The sequence below is a fragment of the Capilliphycus salinus ALCB114379 genome, from assembly GCF_047276495.1.
GTDB lineage: Bacteria > Cyanobacteriota > Cyanobacteriia > Cyanobacteriales > Microcoleaceae > Capilliphycus > Capilliphycus salinus.
Window position 1 is genome coordinate 567,229 of the sequence record NZ_CP178543.1, and the last position, 18,459, is coordinate 585,687.

At 42.8% G+C, this 18,459-nt stretch carries 12 protein-coding genes and 1 pseudogene; 5 read left to right on the forward strand and 8 right to left on the reverse strand.

Going from position 1 to position 18,459, the window contains the following annotated elements:
• Positions 1 to 263: 263 nt before the first annotated feature.
• Positions 264 to 2,193 (reverse strand): annotated as a pseudogene (gene dnaK, locus ACL6C3_RS02385) (molecular chaperone DnaK).
• 522 nt (positions 2,194 to 2,715) lie between these two features.
• Between dnaK and cobU the strand changes: the two are divergent.
• The gene (cobU, locus tag ACL6C3_RS02390; RefSeq protein ID WP_413165029.1) at positions 2,716 to 3,273 is read left to right on the forward strand and encodes a bifunctional adenosylcobinamide kinase/adenosylcobinamide-phosphate guanylyltransferase; all 558 of its coding nucleotides are present in this window, start codon (positions 2,716 to 2,718) and stop codon (positions 3,271 to 3,273) included.
• A 118-nt stretch (positions 3,274 to 3,391) separates the two neighbouring features.
• Here the strand turns inward: cobU and ACL6C3_RS02395 are convergent, their stop codons facing one another.
• From ACL6C3_RS02395 to ACL6C3_RS02405, 3 genes are all read right to left on the reverse strand, one after another.
• Positions 3,392 to 4,177 (reverse strand): hypothetical protein, encoded by a 786-nt coding sequence (locus ACL6C3_RS02395; RefSeq protein WP_413165030.1) that lies wholly within the window; start codon positions 4,175 to 4,177, stop codon positions 3,392 to 3,394.
• Positions 4,178 to 4,477: 300 nt separating this feature from the next.
• Entirely contained in the window at positions 4,478 to 6,382 is a 1,905-nt protein-coding gene (locus ACL6C3_RS02400) for an FHA domain-containing protein (protein ID WP_413165032.1), read from the reverse strand.
• A gap of 191 nt (positions 6,383 to 6,573) precedes the next feature.
• Positions 6,574 to 7,104, reverse strand: a complete 531-nt coding sequence (locus tag ACL6C3_RS02405) for an FHA domain-containing protein (protein WP_413165033.1) — start codon at positions 7,102 to 7,104, stop codon at positions 6,574 to 6,576.
• 608 nt (positions 7,105 to 7,712) lie between these two features.
• Here ACL6C3_RS02405 and ACL6C3_RS02410 point away from each other — a divergent pair.
• Positions 7,713 to 8,588: an SDR family oxidoreductase gene (locus tag ACL6C3_RS02410; protein ID WP_413165034.1), complete on the forward strand. Its 876-nt coding sequence runs from the start codon at positions 7,713 to 7,715 to the stop codon at positions 8,586 to 8,588.
• On the opposite strand, the gene ACL6C3_RS02415 is transcribed toward ACL6C3_RS02410, so the two are convergent.
• The 3 genes from ACL6C3_RS02415 to ACL6C3_RS02425 form a co-directional block, all read right to left on the reverse strand.
• On the reverse strand, positions 8,585 to 9,010 hold the full coding sequence (locus ACL6C3_RS02415; RefSeq protein WP_413165036.1) for a lysozyme inhibitor LprI family protein: 426 nt from the start codon (positions 9,008 to 9,010) through the stop codon (positions 8,585 to 8,587). The genes ACL6C3_RS02410 and ACL6C3_RS02415 overlap by 4 nt on opposite strands.
• Before the next feature lie 328 nt (positions 9,011 to 9,338).
• On the reverse strand, positions 9,339 to 10,604 hold the full coding sequence (locus ACL6C3_RS02420; RefSeq protein WP_413168240.1) for an MFS transporter: 1,266 nt from the start codon (positions 10,602 to 10,604) through the stop codon (positions 9,339 to 9,341).
• Positions 10,605 to 11,023: 419 nt separating this feature from the next.
• On the reverse strand, positions 11,024 to 12,295 hold the full coding sequence (locus tag ACL6C3_RS02425; RefSeq protein WP_413165037.1) for a glycosyltransferase: 1,272 nt from the start codon (positions 12,293 to 12,295) through the stop codon (positions 11,024 to 11,026).
• A gap of 447 nt (positions 12,296 to 12,742) precedes the next feature.
• Here ACL6C3_RS02425 and ACL6C3_RS02430 point away from each other — a divergent pair, with 447 nt between their 5' ends.
• The 3 genes from ACL6C3_RS02430 to ACL6C3_RS02440 all read left to right on the forward strand — a co-directional run bounded on the left by ACL6C3_RS02430 (position 12,743) and on the right by ACL6C3_RS02440 (position 16,772).
• Positions 12,743 to 14,515 carry a fatty acyl-AMP ligase gene (locus ACL6C3_RS02430; protein ID WP_413165039.1) on the forward strand — a complete coding sequence of 591 codons (1,773 nt, stop codon included), beginning with the start codon at positions 12,743 to 12,745 and terminating at the stop codon, positions 14,513 to 14,515.
• Between the two features lie 202 nt (positions 14,516 to 14,717).
• Positions 14,718 to 15,566, forward strand: a complete 849-nt coding sequence (locus tag ACL6C3_RS02435) for an aspartyl/asparaginyl beta-hydroxylase domain-containing protein (protein WP_413165040.1) — start codon at positions 14,718 to 14,720, stop codon at positions 15,564 to 15,566.
• A gap of 393 nt (positions 15,567 to 15,959) precedes the next feature.
• Positions 15,960 to 16,772 carry an aspartyl/asparaginyl beta-hydroxylase domain-containing protein gene (locus tag ACL6C3_RS02440; RefSeq protein ID WP_413165041.1) on the forward strand — a complete coding sequence of 271 codons (813 nt, stop codon included), beginning with the start codon at positions 15,960 to 15,962 and terminating at the stop codon, positions 16,770 to 16,772.
• Positions 16,773 to 17,428: 656 nt separating this feature from the next.
• Here the strand turns inward: ACL6C3_RS02440 and ACL6C3_RS02445 are convergent.
• A complete protein-coding gene (locus tag ACL6C3_RS02445) occupies positions 17,429 to 18,439 on the reverse strand; it encodes a Rieske 2Fe-2S domain-containing protein (protein WP_413165043.1) in 1,011 nt (336 codons plus the stop codon).
• Between the last annotated feature and the right edge of the window lie 20 nt (positions 18,440 to 18,459).

Here is an 18,459-nt window from a genome sequence, read left to right on the forward strand (position 1 = left end):
GGGGTTTTTGTAGAAACCGGGTTTTTGTGAGGTTTCTGATTTTTGGGGTGTAATATGATATCCGACTAATCGATAATGATTATGTAGGGGCGGGTTCTAAACCATCTCTGACAGCCATTACTAAATTAAAAAAACCCGCCCCGCCCCCACCAACACAATTAATCAATCCGATTAAAAACCGGGTTTTTGGGGGATGAGAGAAAGAAAAGAAAAAGGTGCGTTAGATATCTAACACACCCGACTACATTTAAGAGATTAAACGTTTATTTGGTTTCGGTGAAATCGGCATCAATTACATCATCTGGAGAACCGCCACCCGACGACGAGGAAGCGCCAGCATCTCCATTACCAACGTCCGGACCCGCACCGCCTGCGGCTTCAGCGCCACCGGCTTGTTGATACAAGTTGCTGCTGAGAGTATAAAGCGCCTGTTGTAATTCGGTGGTTAAGGTTTGGATTTTCTCATCGTCTTCTTGAGAAATTGCTTCTCGCAAATCCTTAGTCATCCCTTCAATTTTGGTCTTCTCATCAGCAGGAACCTTATCGCCGAGTTCGTTAATTTGTTTCTCGGCTTGATAAGCTAAAGAGTCAGCTTGGTTTTTGCGGTCAATGCGTTCGCGACGTTCTTTGTCAGTAGAAGCATTTTGTTCGGCTTCGCGAACCATCCGTTCAACTTCAGTATCCGGTAACGTCGAAGCGCCGGTAATACTAATAGACTGTTCTTTACCGGTTCCTTTATCTTTCGCGGTAACGTTGAGAATACCGTTGGCGTCGATATCAAATGTTACCTCAATTTGAGGAACACCGCGAGGCGCCGGCGGAATTCCATCTAAACGGAAAGTTCCCAAACTCTTGTTATCGTTGGACATTTCCCGTTCCCCTTGGAGAACGTGAATTTCAACGTTAGTTTGTCCGTCTACCGCAGTCGAGAAGACTTCCGACTTCTTGGTGGGGATGGTGGTGTTGCGGGGGATAATCTTGGTCATTACGCCGCCGAGGGTTTCCACACCCAGAGACAACGGAGTAACATCAAGTAAGAGAATATCCTTAACTTCCCCGGCGAGTACACCGGCTTGAATCGCGGCACCCATCGCCACAACTTCATCGGGGTTAACGGACTGGTTGGGGTCTTTACCGAGTATCCGTTTTACCAATTCTTGAACCGCTGTAATCCGAGTTGAACCCCCAACTAATACGATTTCGTTAATATCGGACTTGTTCAACTTGGCATCGCGCAGGGCGTTTTCAACCGGAATGCGACAACGGTCAATCAAGTCGGCGCAAATTTCCTCAAATTTTCCTCTGGTTAAGGTTGTATCAAGGTGTTTGGGGCCTTCGGGAGTTGCGGTGATAAACGGCAGGTTAATATCCGTTTGAGTCAGGCTAGACAGTTCTTTTTTCGCTTTTTCTGCGGCTTCTGTCAAGCGTTGTAAAGCCTGCTTGTCTTTGCGGAGGTCAATCCCTTCATCCCGCATGAACTGTTCGGCGAGGTAGTCTACAATTTTTTTATCGAAGTCATCCCCACCTAAGTGAGTGTCTCCAGAAGTAGCCAATACTTCAAACACGCCGTCGCCAACTTCTAGGATGGAAACGTCAAACGTACCGCCCCCAAGGTCAAAGACTAAGATGGTTTCGTTGCTTTTCTTGTCTAAACCGTAAGCCAGAGAAGCAGCCGTCGGTTCGTTGATAATCCGTTTAACTTCAATACCCGCAATTTTACCCGCGTCTTTGGTGGCTTGACGTTGGGAGTCGTTAAAATAAGCCGGAACGGTAATAACTGCTTCTTTAACCGGTTCACCTAGATACTTACTGGCATCTTCAACGAGTTTGCGAAGAACTTGTGCAGAAATTTCTTCGGGGGCAAACTGTTTGTCACGGGGCCGGACAATCGAGTTTAACGTTACCGCTGCTATCGCGGATAACTTTGTAGGATACTTCTGTGGTTTCGTTTGTGACTTCGTTTTGTTTGCGTCCGATAAACCGCTTGACCGAATAGAAGGTATTTTCCGGGTTCATCACGGCTTGACGCTTGGCGATTTGTCCCACCAGTTGGTCGCCGTTTTTCGCATAAGCAACCACAGAGGGGGTCGTCCGTAAACCTTCGGCGTTCGCAATTACAGTGGGTTTACCCCCTTCCATTACAGCTACACAAGAGTTTGTGGTTCCGAGGTCAATTCCAACTACTTTTCCCATAAGGGTTATTTATCTCCAATGACTACATAGAATCTGATACTGTTACCGCCCTGTTGTTTGGGCCGCCCAATACTGCAAGTCAAACCTGCTAGTTCGATTGAGTCGCGAGTCCGGTTTGAATACAGTTTTTAAGATAGATTGCATATTTCTATACTGTGGGCGGTTAGTCCTTTTCTTGAAGGTGGGTTTACCGAACCTCGCCTTTCGGACGGTCAAACATACATCGGTTTTGTTCTTGTATGATTGTGTATTTACTACTGTAGGCAGTGGAATTTAATCCGGCCTTGTGGCAAACCGTATCTTACGGTTGTATTTGCCGCCATTTTACAGTCACCAGTCACCAGTCACCAGTCACCAGTTTTTACAGTTAACAGTTAACAAGTAATCAGTGACCAGTGTTGTAGGGGCGGGTTCCGCCTAGATGTATATTTTCCCCAAAATAACTTTCATAAACCCGCCCCGTCATCGTTCATCATTCATCATCTATAATTCCCAATTCCCAATTCCCAATTCCTAATTTTTATGATTGAACCTTTAACACCGTTATCTCGATTAATTTTAGTCACAGGCCCCGCACGTTCGGGTAAAAGTGAATGGGCCGAACGTTTAGCCAAAAATTCCGGTCTTTCTGTTATTTATATCGCAACTTCTCGACTCGATTCTACAGATGTCGAATGGCAAAATCGCATTCAACAGCATCAAGTTCGCCGTCCGCCCGAATGGAAAACCCTAGAAGTTCCTGTTGATTTGGCGGCTACTTTACAAGCAGTTTATAACCCAAATACCTGCATTTTGGTTGATTCTTTGGGAACTTGGTTGGCGAATCTTTTAGAAGAAGATGATAGTAGCTGGCAAACGATTTTAGGAGATTTAATTATCACTTTAAATAAAGCTTCAGGACTGATTATTTTTGTTGCCGAAGAAACCGGCTGGGGTGTGGTTCCAGCTTATCCTATTGGTCGGAAATTTCGCGACCGCTTAGGAATTTTAGTTCAAAAAATAGGAGCAATCTCTAATCCGGTTTATTTGGTAACAGGGGGTCATGTTTTAAATTTAAGTGAGTTGGGTTCGCCGTTATAATAATACCAAAAAATGATGCCCGGTGCAAAAGTTTCGTAACGGCTATATTGATTTGCTAGTGACTTGAGGGTTATTATAGGGTAAGAATGCGTTTGTTTGAGCTTAATATTTTGATTGATTACTGCTGTTTCACAACAATTTTATCGAAATAATCGTCAATAATAGTTGTTGCAGAATCACAAGATTTTTGCAGACTAAAGGTTAATTCTTCAAGCATTTCTTGTTTTTCGATCTGAAGTTGAGCGTACAGAGACTCAGAAATTTTTTTCACAGCTTCACGAGATTTTAAATCCGAAGATGAGAATAAATTCTTCACCGAAGCTAAAGTCGTACCAGCCAGACTAACACCGGAACTCATCCCCGAAATAACAGCCAACAAAACCAAGCTTGTTAAACTGATAAAAAATCCGGTTAGACTGAAAGAACTTTTAATGATTTTAGAATTGTTTTTGACAGCATCAAAGTTTAAATTTACCGATTTTTTTAGAAATTCTAACTCGTCGGTTAGATTTTTTAGAGACTCTTGAAGTTCATTGTTAAACTGTACAAAGGCTTCCTGATACGCTAAATTTAAACGTTCTTCAAAATTCATCGACTGTAAAAATTGACCCCAATTGAGTTCTATTTCCCAGTCATTTAACTGCCAATATTGTTTGGAAAAAGACGGAACTAAGTTCATCGCAACTTGAAAAATAATCTCGATTTGTTGACGCAAATAATCCGATGCTTTTTGGGCGGCTAATTCAACATTTTTTTCCATCTTCTCTTGCTTTTCGCGAAGCATTTCTGATAAAAATGTATAATCGACGTTGCCGTTAGGTTTTGGAGTTTGTTCCTTCTGCCGTCTCGGTTTTTGAGGGACTATTTTATTTAGGACTAAATTTTTTTGAATCGCTGTACTCACGATGGAATTCCTCCGGAAACTCAAGTAATGACTTAAATTTAAGTTTAAGCTGAAGTGTCTGATTCTGCAAGCGTAGAAACACGGAAAAAATTTTTTATGATTTGTTACTTTTATAAACGGTAATTAAGCGGAAATCTCAACACTTCAAAAAAAACTTGACCATTATATCGGTATAAACACTGAAAAATCTCTGCCATTAATACTATCAAAAAATTTGATGTTACGCACCTTTCGGTTTGACATGAACAACCGAGATTTTTTTCTGTATCAAAAGTAACAATATACAAAAAATTACGACTTTTAAGGAGATTGATTTTTGAGCCATTTTAACCACTGACTCAAGGATCTCAACATTCCCAATTTTTTAACATTAGGAGCGGCGATCGCAGCCAAACTACTCACGGACTGTAACGCCGCATATTGTAACCCTAAAAAACTATCAACCGGCGCATATGGCCCGCCCAAAGTAATCGCACCGGCTGCATACATTCGACCTTTTGGAGTCCCATTTCCTGAAGAAACTACCGCCGTTTTTCCCGTTTGTAAAGCCACCGCTACCGATCGCATTTCCAACAACTCAAAATCATTCGCCACCTGTAAACGACCCAAAGCATTGAGAGGTAAATTATAATGAGTCACCAAATCATCTAATAACGGATTTGTCTGCACTTTAGCCTCCAAACCGGTCGCATCAATAATAAAATCAGCTTCCAATTTTATTTGGGCTTCCAGTCCTTTTTCTCGAATGGTGGTAATCGTGCTATTTTCTGTCAGTTTTTCCACTTTTTCAACCGTACCAAACACAATCCGATACCAGCCTTGAGTCAGTCCTTTATTGACAATTTCTCGCCAGTCTTGACGGCTGGCCGTGGTGGTTCCGCCCCAACTTTCTAATAATTGTATTCGCCGCTCAAAATTGGCAGTTTCTAGCTTTTCTCGCAGTTCCCCGCCCCAACAAGCTTTCGGCCAATTAAAGGGTTGAAATTCAAAATGATTTTCGACCCGACGCCGCGATTTCCCAAACTGATTTCCGACGGCTTTTGGCGATCGCATTAAATGCAGAATTTGAATCTTAGAATTATATTTTCTCGCCTCATAAAGTCGCTGAATAATGCGAGAAGCCACAATTCCCCGCCCTCTTAAAATCACGATACCGCCCTGTTTTTCTAGCTGTTGATAAATGTGTTGATGATCTTCGTAGGCATTAACAACCCTGTTAAAATCTCTGGTCATTTCGCGATAAGCTTGTAAATCGGGGAGAAATTGAATCGCAGGATATCCGGTGGCTAAATGAACATATCGGGCTAAAATAAAGGCTCTTTCTCGTTTATTGGCTTGGGTACGAGAAATGGCGATCACGTAGCGGCCATCATTGGTTTTGCGAATTCCTAAAACTCGTCCGTAGCGATAAATTTGTTGCCAATTAATCCGTTTGGCTTCCCGATCTATGGATGCAAAAACATTTTGCGCGCGCGGCGTGTAGGTTTCAGCCAAAGCCGGTTCAGCAAACACCTGCCATAATAATTTTAATGCAGTTTTAACCCGTCCTTGAGCGATTTCTTGATAGGCTTCTCGCAACGCATAACTCGGCCAACCCCAGATATTATCAGGACAAGAATCTGAATTTGATCGCAAACGTTCGTGAGGGGGAATTTGAGAATTTAGACACAACCGTTGATAACGGGCATAGGGTTTTTCTTCGATTCCCAACGCCATAATTTGGTTAACTTTTACCCCGGAAATTCTCAGCAAATCCACCCAAATAAAACTCCCCAACCCCGCCCCTATTGTTAAATAATCTATCTCCTCAATGGGTAATCCTGTGGCTTTTAAGGTGAGGGGAGAAACAAAAGGGGCGTGTAAAAAATCGGCGGGGGGAAACGTTTGATTAACCGGTGCGATCGGTTTGGGTGTACTTGTTAACGGATCGGGTTGATTGGTTTTTGGGTTAAAAAAGATTTGCGATCGGCCCGGTAAAGTATTAGTATGAGTATGGAGAGAACTTGTAACAAAAGAAACGAGTATTTGATAATTCTCAATTTGTAGGGTATCTCCGTCATTTAAAAGGGTTCGAGCTTGAGGAACTCCGTTGACAAAAGTGCCGTTACGACTGCCAATGTCAGTTAAGATGAGATTTCGATTTTCCCAAGTAATTAAAGTATGAAAGCGAGAAACCCGCTCTCCTTTCAAAACAATCCGCGACACCCGATTTCCATCAATTGTACCGGGGCATCCGATCGAATACTCGTCCGATGGCAATGGGAGGGGTTAATACGGGGGTTCGCCAGTCATTTGTTGTCGGATCTTGCCAACTCAATCGAATTTGCATGGGAAAGAGGAAATCAAGATTAATCAGTTTTTAGATTGTGGCATATTCCTAATTTTCCCCTACTGTTTTAATTGTCTCCTAAAACCACACTAATTGCTGAGGCTAAGGACGTTCCACACCAACGACAACCCAAGTCGATCTGTTCGTAGGGAGTTAGGCGATCGCACTTTGGACATTGTAAACCGTATTGGGGACTTGTGGTTTGAGGTTTTATGGGGTAAACGGGATTAGGGGGAAGTAAAATGGTTGGGGGAATTTCTGGGGTTGGGGTTGAAATAGAAACGACTTCGAGTTCAACTTGTCCCAAACAGAGATGACTACCGGGGTTGAGTGTTGCTTCTGTCGAAGATAACAGTTGACCGTCTATCCGGGGTGGGTTGCTGTCTCGCAAACTGCGGACTCGAAATTGATCGGATGTAGTATCAAAAAAGATTTCGACGTGTAACCCGGAAACGGTGGGATGAGAGAGGACGACATCGCAACGATGGGGATCTCGTCCAATGCGAATTGTACCGGGATGTTTACTGGGTTGTTGAGGGTGTAAAGTTCGGATCTGAAGTTGATTAGCTTCTATCCATTTTAAGGTTAGTTCGTTCACCGGACTGTTTATATTTAATCAAGTTGACTTAATTCAAAATGCTTAATCTTCTCGGTTTAATCTCCCTGGTTTTTGACGGGAGTACAACCCTATGTTTGCTGAATTTAATTCTATTTCGATTCTATCCGCACTATTCGTTAAATGCCAATAGATTTAAGGGGATTTTCTTAAATTTTCCTAAATCCCCCGAAGATCGGCAGGGCTGTTTCATTTTCCCTGCTGATTTTTATTTTTGGGGAGGTGAGGATATCTGTAGGGCGGTCTGTAGGGGCGGGTTCAAGTTAAGCTTGAATTCTCACAGAAAACTGTTGTAAACCCGTCCCGTTTCACCGCCTAAAGTTCTCACAGAAAACTGTTGTAAACCCGTCCCATTTCGGAGGGGCGGGTTTACAGAGGTTATCTCTTGGAATAGATAACTTAAGTCAGAACCCGCCCCTACAGAATAATGATTGATTAGAGGGCTGGTTTATATCAGTTGTCTGTGGTCAAACATGAATTAATTCCTCACCCGCCCCAACATGACGGGTGAGGTGGTAACTGAAAATACCCGCCCCTTTCCTACAAACTTTTGATAAAATAGAAACAAAAATCGGTAAACAGCAGTTTAAATGAAAAAATTATTAGTGACGGGCGCGAGCGGTTTTCTAGGCTGGAATATTTGCCAAGTTGCGATGTCTCAATGGGAAGTTTACGGAACTTTTAGTACAAAGCCTGTGGAACTTCCGGGCGTTAATATTATTCAAATCGACCTGACAAATTATCAAGCGTTAAAAACATTAATTTCTGAAATTAAACCAACCGCAATTGTTCACGCAGCCGCCCAATCAAAACCGAACCATTGCGAACTTAATCCCGAGGAAACTTATCCGATTAATGTAACCGCATCTGTAAATATTGCGGGATTATGTGCGGATCATTCTATTGCTTGTGCTTTCACATCAACGGACTTAGTTTTTAATGGTTTAAACGCGCCTTATCAAGAAACCGATCCCGTTTCTCCGGTTAGCATTTATGGAGAACAAAAAGTCGCAGCCGAACAAGGAATGTTAGCAATAAATCCTGAAATAGCGGTTTGTCGAATGCCGTTAATGTTTGGGAAAGCTTCGCCCCATGCGGGTAGTTTTATTCAAGGATTTATAGAGGCGTTAAAAGCGGGAAAAGAGCTACAAGTTTTTACGGATGAATATCGAACCTCTGTCAGCGGAACAACGGCTGCAAAAGGGTTACTATTGGCTCTAGAAAAAGCAAAAAGCATTTTACATTTGGGCGGAAAAGAGAGAATGTCTCGTTATGATTTTTGTCGGCTGCTAGCAGAAGTATTTAACCTCCCCGCTGACAAGATTAAACCCTGTTTACAGGAAGATGTACAAATGCCTGCTTCTCGTCCGCCCGATGTTTCTTTGGATAGTTCTAAAGCGTTTAATTTGGGTTATCAACCCTTATCTATTCGAGAAGAATTAGAAGCGTTGCGAGGTCAAATTTAACGTTGACTTAAAGCCGACAAATACTGTTTTAATTCAGAAGTTCGGTGAGCAGTTACCCGAGTTAAACAGTTGGTTAATAACAGCCCTTCTAAACTTCCTCCTAGAGCTTCACTGGCTTCATAACTACAGGTTTTATCTCGAAATTGAATCCAAGAGCGTTGGGCGGAAATCAGGCGTTGTTTGCGTTGGTTATCATTGAGGTTTGCCATTAATTTTTGATAGGTTTGATTCAGTTCTTTATCAACCTTGACATATTTATCTTGGGCGCATTTTCTCATTTCTATCATCGAACCATCTTCGCGACATTGCACGGTTTGAGCCATTGTCAGTGAGGGTTCAGCTAAACTGCTCGACATCACGATAGAAAAGCCAGAGAGTGCTATCATTAAACTGAGGGAAACTGTCGTTAATGTTTTCAGCATATTTTTCGGTTTAACCTGTTAATTTAAATCTGTAAAATTAATATTACCTTACTCAACATTACTGAGGATTTTAATTTGAATCAGGCTATTTTTTTATTCAAAAACCCGATTTCTAAAAGAAACCGGGCTTTTATCAATTATTAAATTCCGCAGCCTTTACGGGGCGAGTTTATAATAGTTGTTTGTGGGAATTCTAGGCGGTGAACCGGGGCGGGTTGACAAGGATTTTCTGTGAGAATTCTAGCTGAACTCGAACCCGCCCCTACAGACCGCCCCTACAGACCGCCCCCACAACGCTATTCCCTGCAATTTCGTTGAAAAATAGTATCTACCCCGAAACAACATTAGAAGTAGTGATCGCATCAGGAAGTTCTTTTTCAACACGGCGCAGACGGGGAGTGCGATAAGCAATAATAGAAGCGGTGATATTCATCAAACCCAGTAACACCAATAACAGAGAAATTCCCCGTCCCGGACCGACGCCAATCACTTTCCCGATACTATCAGCCAACAAACCATTTTCAGCCATCATCGGTTCAAAGACCCGATCGACTAACGGCCCAATGGTAACTTGAGTAGAAATCATCGAAAAGCGTTCAATTAAACTTTGCAAGGCAAAAACCCGCCCTTGTAAATTAATCGGAATTTTGCATTGCCAAATGGTTTGGTTGGAACTGATAATAATCGGTTGGGCGAATAAATACCCAAAACCGCCAATTCCAGCGACAATGACAGACGCTTTTAAACCGCCCAAACACAAACACAAACCCTGCAACCCAACAAACAATAAAATACTGTAAACTCGCCGTCCGAGTCGTCCTCCCCATGCGCTAACGGCGATGCTTCCAAACAACATCCCGCAGCCACTAATGGATAAAACAATCCCTAATTCTGAACTGCTACCAAAACTCAAAACTAAGGGCCAGAAGACCACCTGAACGACGCCTTCGGTTAAATAAATCACCCCGGTAAATAGAATTAACCGCAGCAAACCGGCCCGTTGAGCCACGTAATTCCAACCGGAAATTGCTTCATCCCAAACTTGAGCCAGAGAAGCGGTTTTTTCGGCCACCGTTTCTTGAGTGGTTCTCTGAACTGGGGGAAAATTCACCGCCAACAGGGTAATAATTCCTACAGTGTAGGTGCAGAAGTCCAGCAACAGAACGCCGCGAATGCCAATGCTTTGGACTAAAAAGCCGGCAATTGTTGGGCCGAGAATTCGGGCCATCGCTCGGGAGACTTGTACCATCCCGTTGGCTCGACTGAGGTGTTGTTTCGGGACCAATTGAGCGATCGCCGCCGTGTATGCAGGCCATTGGAATCCGGTACATAAGGAACTCAGGGAAACGGCAACGTAGATGTGCCACACCTCAAGTTGATTTGAGGAGGCCAGCAGCATCATCACGACCGCCATGACGCTTTTCGTGAAATCGCTCACGAGCATCACCCATTTTCGATTCCAGCGATCGACCAAGATGCCGGCAAAAGCCGAAACCATCAAGTTTGGTAGGTGCATGAACACCACGGTCATGGCAAATTGGGTGATGGAGCCTGTTTGTTGGTAGACCCATACACCCAGGGCAAAGTCTGTGATATAGGTTCCGAGGACGGAAACAACTTGCCCCTAACCAGATAATAAAAAATGTCTGCATAGGCTGCGATCGGTTGTATCTGTTACAGATGAACTTCAGTGCAATTGACCCGAATTTTACAAGGGTTGTCAATCATTATTTTTCATTGTGTCATTGGCAGTTGTCGAAAGGGAAAAAACACCCTATTCTCTTTTGATTGTTGTGCTGTCGTTTTCGTAAAAAAGGGGAAGTTTTCCGGAAAATTCCGCTGACAGTTTGAATGTTTACCGTGGTCGGGTGCAACTCCTGAAACTGTCACATAGTCTGCACTTGTTGGCTCAACTCCGGGTTAAATCACCCTCTCTATCCCTTGTTTGTATCCGGGTTATTGAGTATTAATTCACTCCTCACCTCCTCGATAAAGTATCAATGACAACTAAACTTAATTTTGAGAAATTTTTAAATGGGATGGATGGGGTTGAATCCGTTTTTTCTCGGCGATTTCAGCTTCCCAAATCTCAACTAAATTCTTCACGGTTCGATCCCAACTGTAATCACCAATACAGCGAAAACCGTTGAAACCCATTTCTTTTCTTAACGTTTCATTCTCAATTAACTGCTTTAATTTCTCAGCAAAATCTTCGCCGTCTTGAGGTGCGTATAAAAACCCATTTTTACCGTCTTGGATATTTTCCACCACACCCCCCGCAGCCGGCGCGATCGCGGGTATTCCCACCGCAAAGGCTTCTAATATCGTTAACCCCCTGGCTTCTTTTTCCGAGGCGGTAACGTGGACATCGCTATTGGCCAGGATAGCCGGAACTTCGGCAGGCGGAACCCGACCAAACAGGTGTACACTGGGGATTAACTGGCTTAAATGCTGTTGAATTTGCGATCGCATCGGCCCATCCCCCGCAATCAAAACGGCAAATCGATCCGGATCTACTATTTTAACCAATCGTTCAAAAGTTCTGAGGGTAAACGCCCACCCTTTATCGGGGGTCAGGCGCCCGAGAAAAATCAGTTTCACTTTGCGATCAAAATCAGTTAGTCCGTAACGCTGTTTAAAAAAGCCTTCAGTCCGTAAATTGGGGTGAAATTGACCCGCATCAAACCCTAACAAATTTGCATATTGAAGATTTTTTATCCCCATTTTCCGCAACTTTTCGACGGTTATTCTGCTGGAAACTAAAGTGCGATCGTAAGCATTATAAATCCCGGCAAATATCTTCCCAACAAGTTTTTGAATTGTCGGAATCATAAAATCAGGTGCCGGTAAAAAATCCTCGGCATATTCAATAAAATTCGTTCTAAAAAAACTCACGCAAGGAATCCCGACTTTCTTCGCATAGTTCAGTCCCGCCAAACGAAAAAACCCAAAAAATAAACGTTCGGGTTCATCAACATGAATCACATCCGGTTGAAATCTTTCCAACTCTCTAACCACCGTTGGGTAAGACTTCCAACTGACATTTCGTTCAAAATCAACCCCAAACATGGGCATACTTTCTAACCCAATTACTCGCACCCCGGGCAGAATATCGCCGACATAATCGCTCCAATTTGGATAAAGATCGGCCAGCGGACTATAATCGGGATAACAAACTAAAACTTCATGTCCCCATTGACTTAGCTTTTGAACTCGATACAGTCCGCTGACACTGACGCCATCTAAAACGGGCGGGAAACCCGAGGTAAGAATTGCAATTTTCATCGATTCATTTGGTGTTTTTTTTGAATCCGAGATCTGTCTTATTCTAATTTGATATATCACCCAGACGGGTTCACTTATGCAGCGATCGCCAGTAAAATCTCTCTCGAGAAAGACTAAACCTCAACGTTCACACAACTTCGGTGGTTGTCCATTCCACCTAAAAGGGGAACCCATCCGGACAAAAAACCTTTAGTTTAACTCCGAATCGGTTGAATATTTGCGAGGAATCAATGTAAACTCTACACCAAGCCCATACCACTCGCCAAGAAATTTTGAAATTTATGGGGAATATGGGTGCATTGGACAGAAAACTTCTACTCAGAGTCGGTTTATACTGAACAGACGTTTGATGTGACACCTGTTCAATAAAGGGATGCTATCTTATTTGAACGGTTCAGGAGAAACGGCCTTGAACAACAATCTACTACGGACAATCTACCAGAGTTGATGAATTACGATTTAACGCTCGTTAGCTTGCTGCGCGACAGGGCGCAAAACCTCCCCAACCAAACCGCTTACACGTTTTTACCCGATGGGGAAACCGAGTCGGGAAGCCTCACCTATCAACAACTCGATCAACAAGCGATCGCGATCGCCACTTACCTACAGTCTATCGGAAAACCCGGTTCTAAAGCGTTAGTTATCTATCCCTACACCGATGGACTCGAATTTATTGCGGCGTTTTTTGGCTGTCTGTATGCGGGGTTTGTCGCCGTTACCAACAACCCCCCCCATTCGGCGAAAGATTTGGCGAAAATCTATCATCGCCTCCAGTCTTCCGAGTCTATTGTCGTTTTAACTACTCAAGGCCTATTATCCCATCTCAAGCAGCAAAGCCGCCAATACCCGGAATTTGAACAACTTTTTGATTGCTTTCCCTGCGTCGCCACCGATACTTTACCCCTAACCGCTTCTGAATGGGTCGAACCCGAATTAACTCCCGATGACCTGGCGTTTCTACAGTATACCTCCGGTTCGACGGGAACTCCAAAAGGCGTGATGGTGACGCACCGCCACGTCATGCACAATTCTGCTTTAATTTATCAAGGCTTTGAACATTCTCCCGAAAGTCGGGGGGTGATGTGGTTGCCATTATTCCACGATATGGGATTAATTGGCGGGGTCATTCAACCGCTTTACGGGGGATTTCCGGTAACATTAATGTCGCCCGTTTCGCTAATTCAAAAGCCAATTGGTTGGTTAAATGCGATCTCTCGCTATCAAGCTACAACCAGCGGGGGACCGAATTTTGCCTATGATTTATTGTGCCGTCAAATTAAACCGGAACAGTTAGAAAATCTGGATTTAAGTCATTGGGAAGTCGCTTTTTCGGGTGCCGAACCGGTTCGCGCCCACACGATAGAATTATTCTCTAAAATTTTTGCAAATTGTGGTTTTCGTCGGGAGGCGTTTTATCCCTGTTATGGGATGGCGGAAACGACGTTATTTATTACCGGAGGACGCAAAAGCCAAGCGCCGATTATCAAATATATTGATGCCAAAGAATTAGAGGAAAATCGGGTAATTGAAGTTTCTCCCGAAAGTTCTAATTCTCGGTCAATTGTTGGCTGCGGTAAACCCAGTTTGGGGGATGAAGTGGTGATTGTAAATCCCCAAAAATTAACCGCTTGTGATGATAGCGAAGTCGGTGAAATTTGGGTGAAAGGTACGGGAATTGGTTTGGGATATTGGAACCAACCCGAAGAAACTGAACAGATGTTTAGGGGTTTTCTGGGCGAAAAAGGGCCGTTTTTACGAACGGGAGATTTGGGATTTCTCAACGATGGGGAACTTTTTATTACGGGTCGCATTAAGGAAATGATGATTCTTTGGGGTCGAAATCGTTATCCGCAAGACCTCGAACAAACGGCTGAAAATAGTCATCCGGCGTTGAGGAAAGGTTGCGGTGCGGCGTTTTCTATTGAGGTGAATGACGAGGAATGTTTGGTGATTGCTTATGAGGTGGAACGGCGTTATTTGAGGTCGCTGAATGTTGAAGAAATTGTTACGGCAATTCGGACGGCGATCGCAGAACAGCATACTGTAGAAGTCTATGGGATTGTGTTGTTAAAAACGGCGAGTCTTCCCAAGACAACGAGCGGTAAAATACAGCGTCGAACCTGTCGTCAGCAATTTTTAAACGGAGAGTTGGCGGTGGTTGGTGAATGGATGCAAAATACTCAAGAGAGTAGTTTACAAGATTTGGCAAATCGGATTTGATTTGAAAGCATATGATGGTGTTTTCAAGGTTTGAAAAATTTCGGATTGCTCAAATGATATTTGTGATTTTTTTAACCAATCGGAGAGGGGATTTATCGGAAAAATTTAATATTGTTTTCCCGATAAAATTCTTTTAAACAATTCACAAATTTCAATTCTAATGCTATGCTTTTTATAGAGATTTTTTGGGAAAATATTCAAGATGAATCCGAGTAGAAACGAAGTGATTAAAAATACAGAAAAACAAAGCTTTTGGCAAAAATATAGAAAAAAAGTTATGGAATTTTTGCTTCTGAAAGTCGGAGCAAATTTGCTTTGGACTATTGAAAAGCTAATTCCTAAATATTCTTTAATTGGCAGTAATCCTTTCTTTGAGCGAGAACAGTTTGACTGGGTTCCTGAGTTGGAAGCCAATTGGGAAGTGATTCGGGACGAAATGTATGAAGTTTTGAAATATCGGGATGATTTACCTTGTTTTCACGAAATTTTGCCCTATCAAAATGACCAAATTAGTGCGGATAATGATTGGAGAACCTATTTTCTGTATGGCTATGGGAATAAAATAGAAAAAAACTGCGATCGCTGTCCCGAAACTATCGCCGCGTTAGAAAAAATTCCCGGTGTAAAAACAGCGTTCTTTTCTATCTTTTTACCCGGAAAACATCTTCCCGACCACCGGGGACCGTACAAAGGTTTGGCTAGGTGTTTATTGGGGTTAAAAGTTCCCGAACCCAAAGAACTTTGTCGCATCCGAGTTGCCGATGAAATTCGTCATTGGGAAGAAGGAAAATGTATGTTATTTGATGATTCTTTCCGCCATGAAGCCTGGAACGAAACCAATGACAATCGTGTGGTATTGTTTATTGATTTTGTCAGACCTTTGCGTTTTCCCTTGAATATTGTCAATAAACTTTTAATTGAAGCTATAGCAATTTCTCCGCTGATTGCTGATGCTAAAGTTAATCAAAAATATTGGGATAAACGGTTAGAAGAAGTGTTTACCCAAAAAGCCAAAAAAGAGGAAGAAAATCAAGTCTTATCTTCAAAATAGGCTAAGTTTTATTCTGATAAAATAGCTTACAAAAAAACCCGGTTTCTTTTATAAACTGGGTTTTTTGCCAATAATATTGAAGTTTTTATCTTAAATTATCTACTTTCTTTTTTCAGGATGTTTAGGGCGGGGGAATCTTGAGCTAAATAGATCGGTCTATCTCATAATTGTAATGAGTTTAATTAATCACCGAGAAAACTTAAGCACGGCTTACCCTCCCGCGAATTCAGGGGATTGATCAAGCCCAATACACGAATTGATCGATCAGTTTATAAAATTTTTATTAAAACGAATTTATAAGCACTTAAAACCCATGATAATATGTCATTGGTGTGATTGTAACAGTTAAGTCATGGAACCCTAATTTAATTAGTGTGAGGAGACGTAAGGTTAATGAATAAAATTTCGTTATCTCTCTTACAAGAGAGAGTCAGATGGCTGATTTTACACGGTATCGGTGCGAAACTGCTTTGGAAGTTTGAAAAAATCATTCCCCGATACTGTTTGCTGGGTGATAAACCGTTCTTTGAACGAGAACAATTCAAGTGGGTGCCGCAGCTAGAAAGCAATTGGGAAATCGTTCGGAAAGAACTCGATGAAATTTTACAATATCGAGATCACCTCCCCAACTTCCAAGATATTTCACCCGATCAAATATACCGAACCAGCAAAGATGATATGTGGAAAACATATTTTCTTTTGGGTTATGGGAAAAAGGCAGAAAATAATTGTAAACTCTGTCCGGAAACTACCCGAATCTTAGAACAAATTCCCGGTGTAAAAACAGCTTTTTTCTCCATATTACTTCCCGGCAAACATATTCCCGAACATCGCGGCCCCTACAAAGGCGTAATTCGCTGTTTATTTGGGTTAAGAGTTCCTGAACCCCGAGAAAAATGTCGAATTCGGGTCGCGAATGAAGTGCGTCATTGGGAAGAAGGAAAGTGCATGATTTTTGACGATTCTTTTCTCCATGAAGCCTGGAACGAAACCGATGGAATTCGGGTTGTCTTATTCATTGATTTTGTTCGGCCCTTGCGTTTCCCGATGAATATTGTGAATAAATTGGTGATTAAAATTATTGCCATGACTCCGTTTGTACAAGATGCAAACCGCAATCAAAAATATTGGGATGAACGTCTAGAAAGAGTCATGTCTCAGCAAGCCAAACAACAGCAACCTGAGAAAGTTTTGACTTCTAAATAGATTCAACCTCCTGATTTTTAAGGGAGGCTGTTTCATTCGTTGTAGGGGCGGGTTCTGACTTGGGTTATCTATTCCCACAGACAACCTCTGTAAACCGGCCCCCTCTGGGAAGTCCTGAGGTGTTGTAGGGGCGGGTTCTAACTTAGGTTATCTATTCCCACAGACAACCTCTGTAAACCAGCCCCCCCTGAAAAGAAGCGGGTGCGCGAACAGTTTTCTGTTGGAATTTAAGCCTATAAAAAGGGCGGGTTTATTATCGTTTTTTGTGGGAATTTTCCGGGTGAGGGGGCGGGTTTAGAATAATTATTTTCTAGGAATTCAAGCTTGACGCAGAACCCGCCCCTACGGAACTCGCCCCCTCTGGGAAGTCCTGAGGTGTTGTAGGGGCGGGTTCTAACTTAGGTTATCTATTCCCACAGACAACCTCTGTAAACCCGCCCCCCCTGAAAAGAAGCGGGTGCGCGAACAGTTTTCTGTTGGAATTTAAGCCTATAAAAAGGGCGGGTTTATTATCGTTTTTTGTGGGAATTTTCCGGGTGAGGGGGCGGGTTTAGAATAATTATTTTCTAGGAATTCAAGGTTGACGCAGAACCCGCCCCTACGGAACCCTTAAAGGGAGAAAGGGGGGATAAACAAAGGTTGATGGGGGTTAAATCTTAATTTTTAACGGCGAAATTTTGATCGCTGTTTTCAGAAGAATAAAACTGACTCGCCCAACGCACACTCGGTTTAATCGGCCCATCTTCTTCAAAAAGAATGGGATGAGTTGGGGAGATGCGGTGTTCTAAAATATCAATATCTTGCTTAAACGTCATTTCAACATCCTGCTTCACAAAAGCAGCAAGAAGTGAATTTAGAGGCGGGGGAAGAACTTTTTTAACACAAGAAAAAATCTGAATATCTAAATAATCTTCATCGATAGGAGTTCCGGTAAAAATCGTAAATAATCCAAACTGAATTAAACCTTTTGTCCAATAATAACTCACATCATATCCGGGGCCGTAATAAGTCGTCGTGACCGAACCGTTGGCTTCTCCGACCAATTTACCGACCAACATCGCCGAGAGGTTATATTTTTGAGTAATTCGATGGGTTAAAGTGGGGCCGTCAATTTCAATCCCATTGCTAACGGCATCATCAAACGTTTGGCGGTGTAAACTGTAGAGATGGGAAACATCAACACTATTTTCTAAATATTGAATCAGGTCAGTTTTCACCTTCCAACGCCGCACCGATTGCAACCGAGTCCAATCTTTAGAATAACATTCGGGAACCTGGGGAATTTCCCAGTTTGGTTCTTGATTTTGATGGTGATAATACATGAAAATCAAGCCATTGAGTTCGCGTATCGGCCAGCTTTTAATTTGAGTTTGGGGAGATTTGTCCGCGTAGGGAACCTTAACACAATGCCCCTGACAATTCCATTGCCAACCGTGAAACGGACAGCGAATGGTGTCGCCCTCAACCGTTCCCCCGTATCCCAGATGAGCGCCCAAATGGGGACAGTGGGCATCAAGTAAATGGGGAGTTCCATCTTCGGCGCGAAAAAGGACAAAATCTCGACCAAAATAGCGCAGGGGTAACACGCCTTTGGCGGGGAGTTCATCGCAGGTGGCAATGCGAAACCAACTATTGGGGAAGGGTGAGCGGGAATGGCTTGAGTTCATGGCAATTGTGCTTAAATAGC